Origin of the sequence: Dehalobacterium formicoaceticum, assembly GCF_002224645.1 — a bacterium.
Taxonomy (GTDB): domain Bacteria; phylum Bacillota; class Dehalobacteriia; order Dehalobacteriales; family Dehalobacteriaceae; genus Dehalobacterium; species Dehalobacterium formicoaceticum.
Genome location: NZ_CP022121.1, coordinates 555,676 through 573,964, shown reverse-complemented (window position 1 = coordinate 573,964; position 18,289 = coordinate 555,676). Strand labels below are relative to the sequence as shown.

General features: G+C 39.0%; 17 protein-coding genes. 12 read left to right on the top strand and 5 right to left on the bottom strand.

Annotated elements, in window-relative coordinates; all coding sequences use genetic code 11:
* The first annotated feature begins 105 nt into the window (after window positions 1-105).
* The 10 genes from CEQ75_RS02855 (at window position 106) to istB (CEQ75_RS02805) (ending at window position 12,241) form a co-directional block, all read left to right on the top strand.
* Window positions 106-2,163, top strand: a complete 2,058-nt coding sequence (locus CEQ75_RS02855; protein WP_089608996.1) for a restriction endonuclease — start codon at window positions 106-108, stop codon at window positions 2,161-2,163.
* A gap of 32 nt (window positions 2,164-2,195) precedes the next feature.
* Window positions 2,196-3,044 carry a GIY-YIG nuclease family protein gene (locus CEQ75_RS02850; RefSeq protein WP_089608995.1) on the top strand — a complete coding sequence of 283 codons (849 nt, stop codon included), beginning with the start codon at window positions 2,196-2,198 and terminating at the stop codon, window positions 3,042-3,044.
* An 84-nt stretch (window positions 3,045-3,128) separates the two neighbouring features.
* A complete protein-coding gene (locus CEQ75_RS02845; RefSeq protein WP_089608994.1) occupies window positions 3,129-4,547 on the top strand; it encodes an SIR2 family protein in 1,419 nt (472 codons plus the stop codon).
* Between the two features lie 11 nt (window positions 4,548-4,558).
* On the top strand, window positions 4,559-5,170 hold the full coding sequence (locus CEQ75_RS02840; RefSeq protein WP_089608993.1) for a TIR domain-containing protein: 612 nt from the start codon (window positions 4,559-4,561) through the stop codon (window positions 5,168-5,170).
* A gap of 47 nt (window positions 5,171-5,217) precedes the next feature.
* Window positions 5,218-5,721 (top strand): TIR domain-containing protein, encoded by a 504-nt coding sequence (locus CEQ75_RS02835; protein ID WP_089608992.1) that lies wholly within the window; start codon window positions 5,218-5,220, stop codon window positions 5,719-5,721.
* A 229-nt stretch (window positions 5,722-5,950) separates the two neighbouring features.
* The gene (locus tag CEQ75_RS02830; protein ID WP_089608991.1) at window positions 5,951-6,811 is read left to right on the top strand and encodes a hypothetical protein; all 861 of its coding nucleotides are present in this window, start codon (window positions 5,951-5,953) and stop codon (window positions 6,809-6,811) included.
* Window positions 6,804-8,300, top strand: a complete 1,497-nt coding sequence (locus CEQ75_RS02825) for a hypothetical protein (protein ID WP_089608990.1) — start codon at window positions 6,804-6,806, stop codon at window positions 8,298-8,300. The genes CEQ75_RS02830 and CEQ75_RS02825 overlap by 8 nt, the downstream gene beginning before the upstream one ends.
* Before the next feature lie 723 nt (window positions 8,301-9,023).
* Window positions 9,024-9,812, top strand: coding sequence for a putative ABC transporter permease (locus CEQ75_RS02815; protein WP_089608988.1), 789 nt, complete (start codon window positions 9,024-9,026; stop codon window positions 9,810-9,812).
* A gap of 130 nt (window positions 9,813-9,942) precedes the next feature.
* Complete coding sequence (istA, locus tag CEQ75_RS02810; protein WP_242965302.1) at window positions 9,943-11,496, top strand: IS21 family transposase; 1,554 nt, start codon at window positions 9,943-9,945, stop codon at window positions 11,494-11,496.
* The gene (gene istB, locus CEQ75_RS02805) at window positions 11,489-12,241 is read left to right on the top strand and encodes an IS21-like element helper ATPase IstB (protein WP_198306583.1); all 753 of its coding nucleotides are present in this window, start codon (window positions 11,489-11,491) and stop codon (window positions 12,239-12,241) included. The genes istA (CEQ75_RS02810) and istB (CEQ75_RS02805) overlap by 8 nt, the downstream gene beginning before the upstream one ends.
* A 376-nt stretch (window positions 12,242-12,617) precedes the next feature.
* Here istB (CEQ75_RS02805) and CEQ75_RS02800 read toward each other — a convergent pair whose 3' ends face one another.
* Both CEQ75_RS02800 and CEQ75_RS02795 read right to left on the bottom strand, forming a co-directional pair.
* Entirely contained in the window at window positions 12,618-13,067 is a 450-nt protein-coding gene (locus CEQ75_RS02800; RefSeq protein WP_014315037.1) for an Hsp20/alpha crystallin family protein, read from the bottom strand.
* A gap of 330 nt (window positions 13,068-13,397) precedes the next feature.
* On the bottom strand, window positions 13,398-13,961 hold the full coding sequence (locus CEQ75_RS02795; protein ID WP_089608987.1) for a hypothetical protein: 564 nt from the start codon (window positions 13,959-13,961) through the stop codon (window positions 13,398-13,400).
* 189 nt (window positions 13,962-14,150) lie between these two features.
* On the opposite strand from CEQ75_RS02795, the gene istA (CEQ75_RS02790) reads away from it, so the two are divergent.
* Window positions 14,151-15,740 carry an IS21 family transposase gene (gene istA, locus CEQ75_RS02790; protein WP_089608934.1) on the top strand — a complete coding sequence of 530 codons (1,590 nt, stop codon included), beginning with the start codon at window positions 14,151-14,153 and terminating at the stop codon, window positions 15,738-15,740.
* Window positions 15,737-16,516, top strand: coding sequence for an IS21-like element helper ATPase IstB (gene istB, locus CEQ75_RS02785; RefSeq protein WP_089608935.1), 780 nt, complete (start codon window positions 15,737-15,739; stop codon window positions 16,514-16,516). Before istA (CEQ75_RS02790) ends, istB (CEQ75_RS02785) begins: the two co-directional genes overlap by 4 nt.
* Before the next feature lie 150 nt (window positions 16,517-16,666).
* On the opposite strand, the gene CEQ75_RS02780 is transcribed toward istB (CEQ75_RS02785), so the two are convergent.
* The 3 genes from CEQ75_RS02780 to CEQ75_RS02770 all read right to left on the bottom strand — a co-directional run bounded on the left by CEQ75_RS02780 (window position 16,667) and on the right by CEQ75_RS02770 (window position 18,268).
* A complete protein-coding gene (locus CEQ75_RS02780) occupies window positions 16,667-17,479 on the bottom strand; it encodes a relaxase/mobilization nuclease domain-containing protein (protein WP_089608986.1) in 813 nt (270 codons plus the stop codon).
* A 78-nt stretch (window positions 17,480-17,557) separates the two neighbouring features.
* Window positions 17,558-17,842 carry a CD1845 family protein gene (locus CEQ75_RS02775; RefSeq protein ID WP_089608985.1) on the bottom strand — a complete coding sequence of 95 codons (285 nt, stop codon included), beginning with the start codon at window positions 17,840-17,842 and terminating at the stop codon, window positions 17,558-17,560.
* An 87-nt stretch (window positions 17,843-17,929) separates the two neighbouring features.
* Window positions 17,930-18,268: a plasmid mobilization protein gene (locus CEQ75_RS02770; RefSeq protein WP_338031991.1), complete on the bottom strand. Its 339-nt coding sequence runs from the start codon at window positions 18,266-18,268 to the stop codon at window positions 17,930-17,932.
* Window positions 18,269-18,289 lie beyond the last annotated feature (21 nt).

The window sequence follows — 18,289 nt, the reverse complement described above, 5'->3', positions numbered from 1 at the left end:
TAACAAGCGATAGCGCGTTAGCATTCATCGTGAAACAATGCTCTTTGAAAACTAAATATGCTTATGAAACGACTAAATTTTTTTTTCTTAGTGGCCGAAAATTAAATGACTATATGGCCTAATTTTAAGTTGACAAATACAGGGGAACTTGCTGAGTACAAAGATGGGCATACGATTTTACGTATTGATGGACGTGATTCATCTGTGGAATTCACGAATGGTAAAAAATTGTATGCAGGTGATGTGATTGGTTCGGTCAGTGAGGAACAGTTGCGCCGAATTCAAATAAGAGAAACTATACTCTCCCATATTGAAAGAGAACGTCAATTGTTTACCAAGGGCATCAAGGTACTGTCTTTGTTCTTTATTGACGAGGTAGCAAAATATAGACAATACGATGCTCCGGGAAATGCCACGGGTGGCACCTATGCTCAGATATTTGAAGAGGAGTATAAGGCTATAGTTGGAAATATACAGCTTTCTCTTGATGATGAAGAGGGATACCTTACGTACCTTGAAAGTATATCTGAAGATCAGACACATGCTGGGTATTTCTCAATAGACAAGAAAAGCGGTCGAATAATCGACAGTAAGCTTGGCGATAAGAAAGAACGTACATCCGATGATGCTGATGCCTACGACTTGATCATGAAGGACAAAGAACGGCTTCTGGATCGTCGCGAACCAGTCCGGTTCATCTTCAGCCACTCAGCGCTGCGTGAAGGATGGGATAACCCCAATGTATTCCAGATATGTACATTGAAACAAAGTGGCAGCGATGTTCGCAAGCGACAGGAAGTTGGACGAGGTTTGCGTCTCTCTGTAAACCAAGTTGGTGAGCGAATGGATGAGAATGTCCTTTCTTACGAAGAGATTCACAATGTCAACGTTCTGACTGTTATTGCCAATGAAAGCTACGACAGTTTTGCAAAAGGATTGCAAAGCGAAATTGCAGAAGCAGTTGCCGATCGTCCGCGTAAGGTTCAAGCCAAGCTGTTTGAAGAGAAATTTGGCGAAGATACCGCACTGGTTATTTATGAGAGTCTGATAGAGAACGGCTATATTAAACGCGGTGAACTGACAGAAAAGTATTATGAAGCAAAGCAAAATGGTTCTCTTGAAGTGCCTGAGGAAATATCTGGACATATCCAGGAAGTAATCTCTGTGCTTGATTCTGTCTACGATCCTAATATTAATAAACCAGAGAACGCTCGTAAAAATACAGTCAATTTGACGCTCGATAAAGATAAATTGAATAGCCGCGCATTCCAGGAACTTTGGTCAAGAATCAACAGCCGAAGCTACTATACCGTAAGCTTTGATGAGGATGAGCTGATAAAAAGAGCCATCACTGAGCTGAATTCCAAATTGCGTGTATCGAAGATATATTTCAAGGTGGAGAAAGGCGAACAAACCCAAAAGATCGAATCCAAAGCTCAGCTGCAAGCCGGAGAGGCTTTTGTTCGAGCTGATATGGTACGAGAGGAGGCTTCCTCTTACCTGGAGATGAAGGCCAGCAGTTCGGTACGGTATGATCTGGTTGGAAAGATTGTTTCCGAAACTGGGATGACACGCAAAACGGTGGCTTCAATTTTAGTTGGTATTGAAAAATCGATATTTGACCAGTTTGGGAATAATCCTGAAGAGTTTATCCTGCGAGCAGCAAATATTATCAACGAGCAGAAAGCTACAGCGATTATTGAGCATATTACCTACGATAAGCTGACATCTAAATTTAGCACGAATATATTTACTGAGCCGGATCTCAAGAAAGGTGCTTTGGGTGTCAATGCTATAGAAGCAAAACGGCATTTGTATGACTATGTAATCTACGACTCGACCAATGAGAGAGACTTCGCTAATCAGCTAGAGACGCATTCACAAGAAGTTGAAGTCTATGTCAAACTGCCAAAAGGATTCTATATAAACACACCTGTTGGAAAATACAATCCCGACTGGGCAATTGCTTTCTATGAGGGTAAAGTCAAACATATTTATTTTGTTGCTGAAACCAAAGGTGACATGTCCTCTATGGAACTCAGAGAAATTGAAAAAGCGAAAGCTCACTGTGCCCGAGAGCATTTCCGTGCCATCAGTGGCGAAAATATAAAATATGATGTGGTGAGTAGTTACGACAAGCTATGGGAACTTGTTCAAGGATGATCCGGAAGTGAATTTAATGAGGAGATTTAATTATGCCGAGGACAATAACATATTACTATCCTGATGAAAATAATCCTTCTGCCATAAAGGTTTTTCAAGATCGAAGTAGTCAGATCAGAGGATTCTATTTCAAGCGAGATTATCTAAAAGATGTGGCAAAAGAAGACTATGCTACAAATTATGCTGTCTATTTCCTTTTTAGTGATGAAGCGGATACCAATGGCTTCAAGACAATATACATAGGTCAATCAAAACTTGGCGCAGGTAGAATTGGAAACCATGATAAAAACAAGGATTTTTGGACGTACTGCATCATGTTCGTGAGCGACAATAATATTTTTGATGCTAATGTCATTGACTACATGGAGTTCCATTTTATCAACCTATTAAAAAAATCTAGTGTATATACTCTGGATAACACCGAACCGCGGAATAAAGAGCCTAATTTAAGTTCATTCGATAAGACAACTTATCAGACATACATTCAGCAGATTGAGTTTCTTCTTAAGGCTGAAGGTATCAATTTCATTGAGCGAGAAAAGAAACCTGACGTCAAATACTACTTGCCAAAGAGTAAGAATTACAATGCAAAGGTTTATTTCCAAGATGGAAGTTTTGTAGTGGAGGCAGGAGCTGTTGTTCATAAGCCAAAAGAAGCACTGAAAAATTGGAGCGATGAAGGAAGGCTCTATCAGCGGTTGACCAATGATATCAATTCTCTGATTGATGATAAGAAACTCGAAGATCTGGGTGAAACTTGTAGAACTTTAGTTAAACTACCTTTTTCAAGCATTTCGTCAGCAGCTGCCTTTATTTCGGGTGCAGCACAAAACGGGTGGATTTTCTTCAAAGATATTCAGGAATTAAGACGCGGAGAGTAAATTGGCAAGCAATGCAAGTGTTTATACACTTGCGAATTATGTTTGGGGTCCCCATCCCCAACCCAAACAGTAAGGAGGATCAATATGGCAAGTGCTCAAGAATTTGTTAGAGAATATGCAAGAGCTGTATCCCAAGGATATGCTGCAGTTTTTGCGGGTGCTGGATTATCGCGTGGTTCTGGTTATACAAATTGGAAGGAACTTGTAAGACCCTTGGCCAATGATATTGGCTTAGATGTTGAAAAAGAAAATGATTTGGTAGCTATCACACAGTATTATCGCAATGAACGTGGCACACGATCATCAATTAATCAAAAAATACTAAATGAATTTACAAAAGACACTACTCGAAATGAAAATATAGAAATACTTACAAGACTGCCAATCCAAACATATTGGACGACAAACTATGATGAGTTGTTAGAAACAACATTAAAGGAAAATAATAGAAAGACGGATGTTAAGACAACTCAAGATTCATTAGCGAGTAATATATACGACAGAGATGCTGTTGTGTATAAAATGCACGGAGATGTAAGAAATCCTGCTCAAGCGGTCATTACAAAAGAAGATTATGAGATCTATGGAAATGAACGACCATTGTTTAGAACAGCTCTTCAAGGTGATTTAATATCAAAAACATTTCTATTCATTGGTTTCAGTTTTGAAGATCCAAATTTGGAATATATTCTTAGCCAAATACGAGTTTTATTAGGTGAATCTGAACGAGATCACTATTGCTTCTTCGAGAAAATCAAACAAAAAGAGGGAGAAAGTGAGCAAGATTTTATTTATAACGTAGCTAAACAAGATTTACGCATTAAAGATTTGAAAAGATATGGCATTCAGGCAATTCTGTTGGATAGCTATGATGAAATAACCAATATTTTAAAATCAGTCGAAAAAGGTTACTTGTTTAAAAATATATTTATTTCCGGAAGTTTGGCCGAATATGAGTCCCCATGGAACGAGGAAAGTGTTGTTCTCTTCACACATAATCTTGCCAAAGAATTAGTTAAAAATAATTATCAAATAATTTCGGGCTTTGGACTTGGTATTGGATCAACAATTATTAATGGTGCTTTAGAAGAAATTATGCAAAGCAAGTATAAACATGTTGATGAACACCTGTGCCTACGCCCCTTCCCTCAAGTTTTTTCTGGAACTATTTCACGTGACCAATTGTGGAAGAAATACCGTGAAGATATGATTTCTCAGGCCGGAATCGCCGTATTTATTTTTGGGAATAAGAAAGTAGCTGACAAAATAGTGATTGCTGACGGCATGCTTAAGGAGTTTGACATAGCAAAACAGTTAGGAAAAGTTATTATACCTGTAGGAAGTACCGGGGGGGCTGCTTCTCAAATATTTGACCAAGTTAATGAAAGTGCTTCTGATTATCCATATTTGGAGGGATACCTCAATGATTTGGCCACCGTAACTGATAAGGATAAGCTCGTTAAACTGATTAATGAGATTATAAAAAGACTTCAGATTATTTAAGGGGGGATATTATGTCACATAAAACATTCATTTCATATAAATACAGTGAGGCTAGAAATCTAAGGAATTCAATTATAGATGCTCTGGGTGATGATGCAATTTATTATCAAGGGGAAACAAGCTCATCTCCGGATCTGTCAGATACCTCAACTGAAAATATTAAAAAGAATTTAACTGATATGATGTACGACACCTCTGTCACTATAGTTATTATCTCCCCTAATATGAAAAACAGTAATTGGATTGATTGGGAAATAGAATATAGCCTTAAAAACATAACACGAAAAGGTAGAACATCTCACACAAACGGAGTGGTCGGGGTGATAATGAAATTTAACGGGGGGTATAGTTGGCTGAAAAGGACATCAACAAATGGTGATGGTTGTACTTCCTCAAGCTATGATGAATCCAAGGTCTATTCTATAATAAATAATAACAGATTTAATCAAAATCCTAAAAAATATAGCTGTGATACTTGTAAAACGGTGAATGCTTTAACGGGATCTTACATCGCTTATGTTGAGGAAGAAACTTTTTTATCAGATCCCCAGAAATACATTGATAATGCATATGACAAAAGTGAAAATGATGCGGCGGGATATGACCTAACAAAAACAAGATAAATTTAATTCATTTACCAAATATTGGTAATAAAAATTAGGAGGCAAAGATGGCTAAACGACAAGTGTTTTTCAGTTTTGAGTATAATAAAGATTCGTGGCGTGCGTCGCAAGTCAGAAATATGGGCAAGGTAGACAGCAACTCAACTTTTTCGGATAACGACTGGGAAGAAGTAAAAGAAAAAAGCGATGCAAAAATTAAGGAATGGATTAATGATCAATTGGCAAAACGTTCATGCCTTGTAGTTTTAGTTGGATCAACAACATCAAGTCGTAAATGGGTTAACTATGAGATTGAAAAAGCCTATGAGCTAAATAAGGGGATCGTCGGTATTCATGTTCATAAATTGAAGAATCAGAATGGTGATCAGGTTTCAAAAGGAAGCAACCCTTTTTATAATTTTCTAATCGGGAAAAATAAAGAACGATTATCAAAATACGTTACATGCTTTGATTCATCATATTCCTCTAGTCAGTATGTATATGATGATATCAAGAACAATATTGAGCAGTTGATAGAAGATGCTATATCAAACAAACCACCAAGAGAATAGGTAGTGGCTGGAGTAAGTGTCCAGGGTCGCACCCCAAAGAACATTTTGGTAAAATTTAGAGTTAGCATGTGGGTTGGTTTGATCCTCACTGGCGAGTTGTTGGTTTGATGTTATTTGATTTTACAGGGGTGAATAATCTTGATTGATGTAGTATTAATGAGGGTATCTGCTCATGAATCCAAGATAAAAACTCTACTTCAGAAATTACACTATTAGGGAAGGTATTAACATGTTTAATGCAAAGTTAAGAAAAAATGCAATCGACAATTATAATACTGCGGTTGAACGCTATGAAAAAGTCGCCAATATTTTAGGAGAAAACACGAATCTTCTTTATCAAGAACGTGAAAAAGCTTTAAAGCTTGTTAAATTTATTGAAGAACGAATTAATCAATTAGCAAACACTCCAAAGGAATTCAAAGTAACACTTCAAAAAATTGAAATTGAAGTAGAAAATTTCAAGATTAAACAACAAGAAATTAAAAAAGCAGAAGTTGAAGCAAAGGCAGCTGCTGGAGGTTCTGGAGCGGGTGCAACTTTAAGTGCTCTTGGAGTTGCTGTAGCGACGATGGGTCCAACAGCAGCAATGGGTATTGCAACTACTTTTGGTGTTGCATCAACAGGTACTGCTATCTCTACCTTATCAGGTGCCGCTGCGACTAATGCAGCATTGGCATGGCTTGGTGGTGGTGCATTAGCAGCTGGTGGTGGCGGAATGACTGCAGGCAGTGCATTCCTCGCGTTAGCAGGACCAGTTGGTTGGACAATTGCTGGTGTTATGTTAGCGGGTTCAGTTGGATCAGGCTTGTTTGCCAGTTATAAAAATAAAGAAACTGCGAACAAGCTAATTGGAGAGAGAGAAAATCTCGAGAAAATAATTAGAAAGTTTAACAACATGAACGCAGAAGTCAAGGCATTGATTGAAACTACCAATACTCAAATTTCTGGAATATCTAGGGCAGAGAAAGCTTTGATTGGAAGTGATTATAGTCAATTCTCCAAAGATGAAAAACTACAGGCTGGACTGCTTGTGAATTCAACTTTAACTTTGGCACAACTAATCAATAAGGAGTTAAAATTAAATGATTAGTGAACAGACCATTGATAATAATGTTGAACAAGGGATTGCTTCATATGTCGATTATTTAAACAATATCCGATTAACGGATCTTATGAATACATTAGAATCAATTCTTACAAATGAAACAGATAAATTATCAGACTTAGCTATCAAGTCAGCAAATGCATTGTCAAATCTAGATTGGGCTAAAATAGAAATCAATAATCTTATTGACAGTAATCGTGGCGGTGATACTGGCGTACATGGTTTTATTTCGGAATTTGCTGAAACCGGTATAAGAAATGCTAGAGTTGTTTATCAAGGGCTACAAAAGAGTGTAGTGCTATTAAATAATAATGGACCTGCGGATATTCTGCTTCAAGGCAAAGAAGTGCAAATGAAGTTTTATGCCAATATCTTGGAAGAGATTAAGCAAGCATCCAATTACGATAAAATGAGTATGCTTTTCCCAAGAGATCATGTGGAAGTTATAGAAAAAATTATGAGCGGAGCAAAAACTGTAGAATTCAATGGAAATGTCTTATCAGGCTCCCAAATAAATAATATTAGAAAAGCTATTGAAGATGAGAGCGCTCTGCGTGGTGTTTCTTATGATAAATGGTTGGAATCTTCAGTTCTTAAATATAAGGATGTTCAAAAAGGAGCAATTGACCAAACGTTATCAGGAGAAGTAAATGATGTAAATAGACAAACTACTCAACAAAAAACTAATATCAAAAATGAAGCAGATAGCGATAGACTAAGAGCTCAACAAGAAGCACAACCAAGTTTTGGAGAAGCATCTAAAGTTGCTGGAATTGGTGCTGCCGTTCAAGGTGGGCTTAATCTTGGGATCTTTGTCTATCAAAAACATAAAAATGGAAAAGAAATATGGGATTTTGATATTGAAGACTGGAAAGAATGTGGAGTAAATACAGCTAAAGGCGCTATTAAAGGTGGAATTTCAGGATATGCAATATATGGATTAACCAACGTTTGTCACCTTGCTGCACCAAGTGCTGGTGCAATTACTTCAGGAACTTTTGGGCTAAGCAATGCCATCGTCAAATATAGAAAAGGCGATGTTGATACAGATGGATTTATTGATTTAGTCACTTTAAACGCTATAGATGCAACAGGGGCCGCTATTGGCGCTGCAATAGGGCAAACAGTAATACCAATTCCAGTTGTTGGTGCTTTGATTGGCTCAATTGTTGCAACCACAGCACTCAGTCTTGGAAAAGGCGTTCTAAACAAACACGAAATAGGAGTTATAAACCTTTATCAAGAAAGAATTATCGCATTTGTTGATGAATTGGACAAAGAATACCAAATTAAACTAGATGAGCTTTTGAATAAATATCATAAACTTGGAGAATTGCAGCAATACGCGTTTGACTTCAATATCAATGTTCAATTAAGATTTGTTTCTTCTATTTGTTTAGCGAAGTCAGTAGGAGTTCCAGCAAAAAGCATTCTCAAAAATGAAGATGAAATTGATAAATTCTTTCTATGTTGATATTTTCCTGCAAACGAGAGCCAATATTGGATATGTTTCGATTTACGAGCGTGGATATGTTCCCAATAACATAAGGGGTTCAAAATGCAGTTTTCACAGGTATTCTGACCTCTCCAAGCATGTTGATATGAGCAAACGGGGATCTTAAAAACGTCTAATAGAAACCGGCGGCTAGTTCCTATTGATGTTATCAATTCTCATCTTTGTTTATGAGCTTGTCCTTCTGTTTTTTGAGAAAATAGATGATCAACGTTTGATTGTATCGTCAGCGATTCTTTCATCAGATTCTTTTGTTTTACATAGTCTTTTAAAATGACTTTTTTAGAATCCAGGCATGTGTTGAATTCGTCTTGGAGGTCTCTCATTGAAGGGATCTTGCTCGATGAAATCGAGTCAAAACCTTGCTTGGCTGATTGGTGAAGCAGTATGTTTTCGGTGTTCGACTCATAAAATTTTGTTGAATATCCGGATTGTGCGTAACGCGTTTTTTTAGAGCCACTTGTGCGGGTAGTGTCAAGGATTTTTCGCACATTTGAATCTCGCCTGGCAGCTGGTGATCCTTTGCTTTATTAAGTCCGAGAGCTTTTCGGATGCTTTTAAATCAGAGATTTTTTCATCTGTATGGCTAATATCGAACAGGAAAGCTTTAAAAGAGTTGTTGAGACAAAATGCGGATTAGGAAAAAGTTTCTCGAATAATATTGAATTATAGAAAGGGATCGTTATGGAGTATATAATAAAAGAATTTTTGCTTTTTTTAACATACAGCTTTATTGGCTGGGTATGTGAGGTAATATATTGTTCGTTTCCGGATAAAAAGTTTGTGAACAGAGGGTTTTTAATAGGCCCGTATTGTCCTATTTATGGCTTTGGAGCACTTGCAGTCATAAATATTTTGACACCTTTTTCAGATAATCCTATAATAGTTTATTTTCTTGCAGTGATTGTAACTAGTCTTTTGGAATATGTTACGGGATATTTATTAGAACGAATATACCATTTAAAATGGTGGGATTATTCAAATTATAAGTTGAATATTCATGGAAGAGTCGTATTACATAATTCGTTGATTTTTGGAGGATTATCATTAATCGCAATATATTTTCTAAATCCTATTTTACTTAATATGATTAACAAGTTGCCATTAAGCATGCGTTACACATCAAGTTTAATATTACTATCCATATTCTTGACTGATAATATAATATCTACTCTAAATGCTTTAAAATTGAATACCAACCTATCGAAGCTTCATATGATTGCGGATGAAATCAAAGAGACGATGTCAGAGGAATTTTTTATAAAATTAAAATCAATACAATCTGACGAAGAACTGTCTCAGATTAGGGTATTAACAAATAAAATCGATGAGCTTAACCAAAAATTTAATGATATATCAAAACAAAATAAAGAGTTTGTGAAAAGAGTATTTGCTGCTTTCCCCAATATAACGTCAAAATTACATAAAGAAACACTAATTAATTTAAAAGCAGTAAATAAATGTGAATGGTAAAATAAAGTGCAATGATTTTGGCAAACAATAGTGCAGTGATTTTGGCAAATAAAAATACAACTTTTCAATCCGTCAAGTAACATCACCTAGGAGAAGAATGGTACAATCTTCCTTGGGGGTGACAGAAAGGATGACAGATTGGAAAATGTATAGTGAAATTCAACAAAAGAAAAAAGAGGGTTTTAAAAAGACCCAGGCAGCTAGAAAACTAGGCATTAATTTCAGAACAGTAAACAAATATTGGGACATGCCACCGGATGAGTACGCGCTTACTCTAGAGGATACCCGTACAAGATGCAAAAAAGGCGATATTTATGAGGAAGAGCTTGTCAGTTGGCTAAAAGATAATCCTGATATGTCTTCAGCGCAGCTTTATGACTGGCTCAAAGAGCGGCATGGTGACGCGAAGCTTTCTGACAGAACATTAAGACTTTATGTAGCGCATTTAAGAATAGAGTACAACATTCCAAAGAGGGCAAATTTCAGACAATATGAAGCGCTAGAAGACCCGCCAATGGGCTATCAAGCGCAGGTAGATATGGGCCAGATATGGTTAAAAAAGGCTGACGGAAAACGAACACAAGTATACTGCTTTGCAATGGTGCTGTCTCACTCACGGTACAAGTTTGTATACTGGACTGACCGGCCCTTTACTACACAGATGTTTGTGAATGCTCATAACAAAGCATTTGCCTACTTTGGGGGCAAGCCAAAAGAGATTGTATATGATCAGGATAAAGTGCTGGCAGTATCTGAAAATAGTGGTGATATCATCTACACCGAAGGATTTCAGCATTATACAAGTATAATGAAATTTAAGGTTTATTTGTGTAAGGGTGCTGATCCAGAGACCAAAGGACGAGTCGAAGCCGTTGTGAAATATGCAAAATATAATTTTGCCAAGCATCGCATATTTGATAATATAGATGACTTTAACCAGCTTTGTCTTGCTTGGCTTGAAAGAACAGGCAATGCAAAGGTTCATGAAATTACAAAAAAGATACCAGCAGAAGTGTTCGCCCTTGAAAAACAACACCTGATGCCGGTACCTGCATATAAAAACATATCTTCCAGTAAAAGTTTACCTTATATCGTCAGAAAAGACAATACAGTTTTATATAAGTCCAACCGATATAGGGTTCCAAAGGGAACATATAAACCTGGTCTAAAAGTAAATTTACTAATCGACAAGGGCAGTATGGTAATTGCAGATGTGGAAACGGGTGAAATATACGCAAGACATAAGATATCTATTGACAAGGGTAAATTAATTTCAATAAACCATCAGGAGAGAGATTTAAATAATAAACAGGAACTGCTCTATCAAAAAGCTTTTAAATCTCTGCTCTATCTTGATGAGGCAAGAGTACTGCTTGATGCTATAAAGAAAGATAAACCACGGTATTTTAAAGACCAATTAGGCGTAATACTGAGGATATGTGAAGAGATACTTGATCCTTATGTCATAAGACAGGCACTACATTACTGTGTTGAGAAAAAACTTTGGTCAGCGGGTGACTTTAGGTCAAGTATGGAATATTTTAAGGAATTGCAACAGGAGCCACATAAAGCATCACCATTGAAGATATCCCAAATACCGTCAAAATATAAGGGCAACAATCCTAAGGTAAGGGATATCAATGAATACAAGAGAGCAATGAAGGGATGTGTGGCTGATGATTAACATGAAAGATATAAAAGCGGACGCGTACAGCCTAGGTTTAATCAATACGAGGGACAGCATCGATAAACTCATAAAAGTCGCAGAAGAAAAGAATCAGACTTATACCGAGCTTATTTCAGCTGTATTAACAGGAGAACTAAAATATAGAGTAAACAGAGCAAAGGAGAAACGAATCAAGGAGGCTGGTTTCCCCTACATAAAAAAACTGGAAGATTTTGACGTCAGTTTTCAGTATTCGATTACCGAGAAACAACTAAAGCAACTTGCTGAGCTTAAGTGGATTGAACAAATGTATAATCTAATATTTTTAGGCCCTCCGGGTGTTGGAAAGTCGCATCTTAGCATAGCATTGGCCTATAAGGCAGCACAGGAAGGTTATAAGGTAAGTTTCACCACTATGAGTAACCTGGTACAGATACTAAGGACCCAGGAGATATCCAGAAGAAGCAAAACTAAGATTAACAGGATATATAAGTCCAGTCTTGTTGTAATTGATGAAGTTGGGTACCTTCCGATAGAAAGAACGGATGCAAACCTTTTTTTTCAGTTAATATCAGATTTGCATGAGCAGGCATCTATAATCATAACATCAAACAAAGGTTTTGAGGAATGGACAGAGTTTTTAGGAGATGCGGCATTAGCTACCGCAATCTTGGACAGACTTACGTACCGTTGCGATATGATTTCACTAGAAGGAAAAAGTTATCGATTAGAACACAGAAGTTCATTCTTAGGCAAAAATTAAAACTAGTTATAGAACTAGCCTGGATTAGTACTTCGAGCCTATGCTGGCAGTCAAGGGCTGGCGTTAGCCAGGCGCAGCTTTACCCTTTACTGCCCCCGTATAATACCCTATTGTTAGTTGGTCTTGCAAAGCATGACCAACTGCCTACCGGCGAGGGCGGGTATGGGCAGAGCCCATAAAAAGTGAATGTATACGCAAACCTGAAGGGAAAGAATAAACGGGCGGATAAAAAAGTTGTATTTTTATTTGCCAAAAAACATGCAAAAGTACTTGCCAGTAACAATAAAATGAACACAAACAAGAAAAATAAAAAAAGCAATTGATAGTATAAAAAATAAAGCACATGGGTGAATAACCCGATGTGCTTTATTTTGCCTTATTCAACATCAATTGTAATGCTGTTGTTTGGCTTTTCTTCTTTAGGAACTACAACTTTAAGTAAACCATTTTCCAGTTTTGCTTTAATACCATCTGGCTTGGCATCTTCCAAATAAATTGAACGACTCATAGAACTATAACGTCTCTCTCTGTGGATGAAATTCTTTTTCTTTGATTCACTGTTTTCATCCCTAGTAATAGAAATCATAAGTTTTCCATCGTTAAGTTCAACATTGATGTCTTTTTTATCTATACCTGGCACTTCAGCCTCAATTAGGTATTCATTGCCATTATCTTCGACATCAACTTTGAAAGTGTCATGTGTGAGGGTTCTTCTAAAAGGCCAGTCATTGGAAAAAAAGTCATCAAGTACGTTGTAGAAGTCCTCAAAGCCAGTGTTTGTAGAGATTTCTTTGTTCTTTTTGTTAAAAGGTACTAATCCAGCCATAAATAACAACTCCTTTTCAATTTATTTTTTGTTAGCACTCTCGATTGTTGAGTGCTAATTATTATATAACACAGAATGTTCCACTTGTCAATATATTTTTGAGAATTTTTTATTTAAATTTGACTTTGATATTTTTCCATAAACGAGAGTCAATCTTGGATATGTTTCCATTTACGAGCGTGGATATGTTCCTAAGTTCGAGAGTAGGTAAAAATAGAACTAAAACGCCGTTTTGACAGCTATCAAGACCTCTCAAAACATGTTGATATGAGCAAACGGGGATCTTAAAAACGTATAATAGAAACCGGCGGCTAATTCCTATTGATGTTATCAATTCTCATCTTTGTTTATGAGCTTGTCCTTCTGTTTTTGAGAAAATAGATGATCAACGTTTGATTGTACCGTCAGCGATTCTTTCATCAGATTCTTTTGTTTTACATAGTCTTTTAAAATGAATTTTTTAGAATCCAGGCATGTGTTGAATTCATCTTGGAGGTCTCTCATTGAAGGGATCTTGCTTGATGAAATCGAGTCAAAACCTTGCTTGGCTGATTGGTGAAGCAGAATGTTTTCGGTGTTCGACTCATAATATTTTGTTGAATATCCGGATTGTCGATATGCCGCAAATACATCCTTTGTCTTCGCATAATTGATGATATGTTTCTTCAACTCAGTGATTTCGGCCATCCGCTTTTCAAGGTCCTTGATCTGCTGTGACAGCTCGTGATAACGATCCGTTACAGCTTTTGTTTTTTCAACCAGGGTTTCATAGTCAGTGATGTTATTCTCCGTCAGAAAATTGATGGTCTGAGCCATCTGCTTCAGATTGAACACTTTCGCCCAGCGCTCGTAGCCAGGACCTTTTCCGGCTTGAAGTTTGGCTTGGATGTCCACCAGAAGATTGATCTTACCTGGATTTTTTCGATTTGGAACTTTGGCTTTTGGTGTGTGGACAGTTTTTCCGAGTATCGCAGATCTTAGTGTCTATGGTAATCTAATAGTAGGCCACCGTAGTCATTGAAAAACCGGCCACAATAGATTAACCTACTTGAGAGGAAATTCAACAGGTAGGGGCTGGGAGAGATGATCACAATGAACATCAAGCAACAAATTTTAATGATGCATATTCATGAAGGGAAATCGCGCCGGGAAATTGCGAAAATAACAGGGATCAATCGGGACACCGTAGGAAAGTACATTGGACAATATGAGGAAGGGAGACAGCAATTATTGTCGAGCGGGTCGGCAGATATCCAGGCACTAGTCGACACCCTCACTTCTGCCCCCAAGTATACTGTGGGCATTCGACCCAAAAGAAAAATGACTGACGAGGTTGTGAACAGGATCCAGTTCTATCTTGACGAGAATGAAACTAAGCGAAATCAGGGGCGGCACAAGCAGCAAAAAAAAGCCATTGATATCTTTGAAGCACTGGAAGCCGAGGGTACTCAACTAAGTTACAGTACCGTTCTTCGAACCATTAGAAGCTTGGAACGGAAACCAAAGGAAGCGTTTATTAAGGCTCTGTATGAACTTGGAGACATTTGCGAATTTGATTGGGGTGAGGTTAAACTAAAAATTAATGGAAAATTTCAAGTTTTTCAGATGGCCGTATTCACAACGGCTTACGGGAACTATCGCTTTGCTTATCTGTTCACCAAACAAACAACAGAGTGTTTTCAGGAAGCACACGCCCTGTTTTTCCAGCATATCGGCCAAGTGTATCGTACCATGGTGTACGATAACATGAAAGTCGCGGTGAAAAGGTTTATTGGAACGGAGAAGGAGCCGACGCAAGGATTGCTTCAATTGTCGCTCTACTATGGTTTTCAGTATCGGTTTTGCAATATTCGCAAGGGCAACGAAAAAGGTCATGTGGAGCGAAGCGTCGAGGTCGTTCGCCGAAAAGCCTTCGCTTTTCGGGACGAATTTGAATCCCTGGAGGAGGCAAATCAATATTTGCAGGATGTGTGCACTAAGCGTAATCGTAAGTCCCATGATGAGTACAACGGCCAGACGGCGGAGGAACGATTGGAAGAAGAGCGCCCCGCATTGCTGCCCACCCTTCCACCATTTGATGCAGCTCGCGTGATTTATGGACGGGTGAACAAATATTCCACCATCATCGTTGATCAGAATCGTTACTCAGTACCGGATCATTTGGTAGGTGAATCGATCATGATTAAAGCATATGCGACCCGGGTGCGATGCTTCCATCAGGAATCCTTGGTAGCGGAGCATGTGCGATTAACCGGCAACCACGAGTGGCGGCTTGATCTGAATCATTATTTGGATACGCTAAGGAAAAAACCTGGTGCATTTGCCGGTAGTGCGGCATGGCAGCAGGCTCCTAAAAGGATAAAAGAAATATACGAAACATATTATACCAAACAAGACAAGGAATTTATACAGCTATTGCAATATATTCGAGACGATGTCCCATTTGCGGAAGTCGAGCAAGCTATTCGGGAGCTGGAGAAAATTCATCCGGCTCAAGTGACTACGGATAAAATTAAAGTGCTTTGTGCTAGGAATCGTGACGCGATGCCTGTTGTTCAACCAAATCTCTCGAAAACGGGAAAAGAGATTGTAGAGCGGTCAGCACAGCAGCTTCGCATGTACGATGACATGTTTGATACCCATACACCAAAAGCAAAGGAGGACGTTGCATGAGTAACGCGCCGCGCAAGGCGTTTAAGGAAGCGATATTGGAATATAGCAAAGAACTGAGACTCCCTATGATTCGTAAGCATTTGGATGAGCAAGTTCGGGAGTCAACGCAGCAGGATGCCAGTTATGAAGCATTTCTGGCGCAGTTACTGGAGAAGGAATGTGATGCTCGTCGGGAAGCCTCGCGGCATAATCGCATTCGTCTGGCTGAATTTACACATAAAAAGTACCTTGAAGATTTGGTCATCGCGGATTTGCCAGATGATGCCCAAAAGAAGTTAAAGCAGCTGAAAACATTAGAGTTTATTCAGGAGGGGCGCAACATTATTCTGGCGGGGAACCCGGGAACAGGCAAGACGCATGTGAGTATTGGGCTAGGCTTAAAGGCCTGCCTGGAGGGATATAAAGTATGGTTTACAACTGTTCCCCTCCTCATTAACCGGATTAAAGAATGCCGAGCAGAGCAAACTCTTCGAGCCTTCCAGAACCGCTTTGAAAAATATGATTTGGTTATTGCCGATGAAATGGGTTATATATCTTTTGATAAGGAAGGATCTGAATTATTGTTTACCCATTTGTCGCTGAGGGCTGGTCGCAAATCGACAATCATCACAACCAACTTATCCTTCGAACGATGGGGTGAAATTTTTCAGGATCCCGTGATGACGGCGGCCATGATTGACCGGTTGACGCATCAGTCATACATCGTCAACATGAATGGAAACTCGTACCGCATGAAAGAAACGAAGGAGTGGTTACAACAACAGCAACTGGCATGAAGAAAAAAACAATAACCCTGTATAAAGGTTTATCATGTTTTTGATAAACATTTATACAGGGTGTAACAAGCGATAGCGCGTTAGCATTCATCGTGAAACAATGCTCTTTGAAAACTAAATATGCTTATGAAACGACTAAATTTTTTTTTCTTAGTGGCCGAAAATTAAATGACTATATGGCCTAATTTTAAGTTGACAAATACATCTTAGCTCATCTTCAGAATATCCTTCGCCCAGGGATCGCAATCTGGTGAATTTTTGCTGACCATTTGCGTTGAAGGCTAGATGCTGCCCCTGCTTCACTTTATAACCATTCTCCGCCATTAACTTCAGGAAAGCATCAAAATCTACTGGTTTTTGTGCCATGACGGCATCGATAGTTTGACGCAACTTCTCCTGCCAGGATAGCGGTTTTTTGTCGCCCAGCCACTTGCCGTAATGAGACGGTCCCTGCTTTGGAGCTTCAATAATTGAGAGTCCGTTCTCAAGGCAAAGCTTGTCGCTGATTTTCCGGATCGCATCACTGGAGCCAAGGAAATTCCTGAATTTCTGTGTATGGTCGTTGGATGTGGAATTGAAAATGATGTGATTATGGATATGGGAATGATCGGTATGGGTGGCGACGACAAATTGATACTTACCCTTGGTGAAGCTCATGGCCAGATCAAAACCGATCTCCTGTGCTTTCTCCGGGGAGATTTCTCCTGGCTTAAAGGACTGCCGGATCTGATAGAGCACGATGTCACTTTTCTTCTCTTCACTGCGTCCTATGTAAGTCTCATATTCTTTTTTGCAAAGCAGCATCTCTCCAGCAGCGGTTTCCGGTTCACAGCCATAGGCTTTGACGAGCTGTCCGCTGTTGGTTTTTTCAGGATTGATGGCATAGGAAAGGCGTTCATGTACCGTGTGGGCCACGGTTTGACCTTTTATAACGTGCATGGGGATTAATCTCGTGGTTGCCACAGCGGACACCTCCTTCCAAAAGAAAAAGGCGCGGCAGATTGCTCCACCACGCCCGTCACAGGATTATACTTCGATTTCTCAAATTACTTTCAGCGAATCGTTGAATACGCCAAGCAGTTCAACCAGGAATGCTGCGATTAGCGGCAGTCCGAAGGGACTGATCAACCAGGCGAGGCCCATTAATCTCAGTCCTTCCGGAACATCCTGAAGCAGGACCATGGTTCCAAGCGCAATAGCAAAGCAGACAAATGCCACGATTCCCAGCACCATGGTAGACAGCTGACACAGCAAACGGCAGGCTGCAACAAGGATTGTTAAAGCCAGTGTGATTGGGAATAAAAACAGCTTGATGAGAAATCTCATGCTGCACACCTCCATTCATCCGAAAAATTTTCTTCTACCCTGATCGTAGCAAGGAATCCAAAGGTCGTCCATGTTGTCGAAAAAAATTTAGTCTATGGTGGAAAGGCGGGTCATGATCTGATCCGCCTTTTCCCATACACTCTTTAGGCTGCTCTGGATATCCTCAATATCGGCTTCATAGATGCGTCCGGTCTCGTGCGCCCGCTTGGCGTATTGATTCAGGTTGTTGCCGCTTCTTCGAAGGAGCGATACCAGTTCAGAAATGTCGGAGAGGTCCAGCCGGACCACATAGCCGTCAATAGCCATTTTTCTGATGTAGGCCCCCATGTTTTTTGTCCCCAGCTGGCGCATCTTTTCCTCGATCAGCGCCTTTTCACGCTCATTGACCATAATAATAATGGGGATCTGACGCTTCCTGTTTGCCAAATCATCACCTCCTCAAGTGCT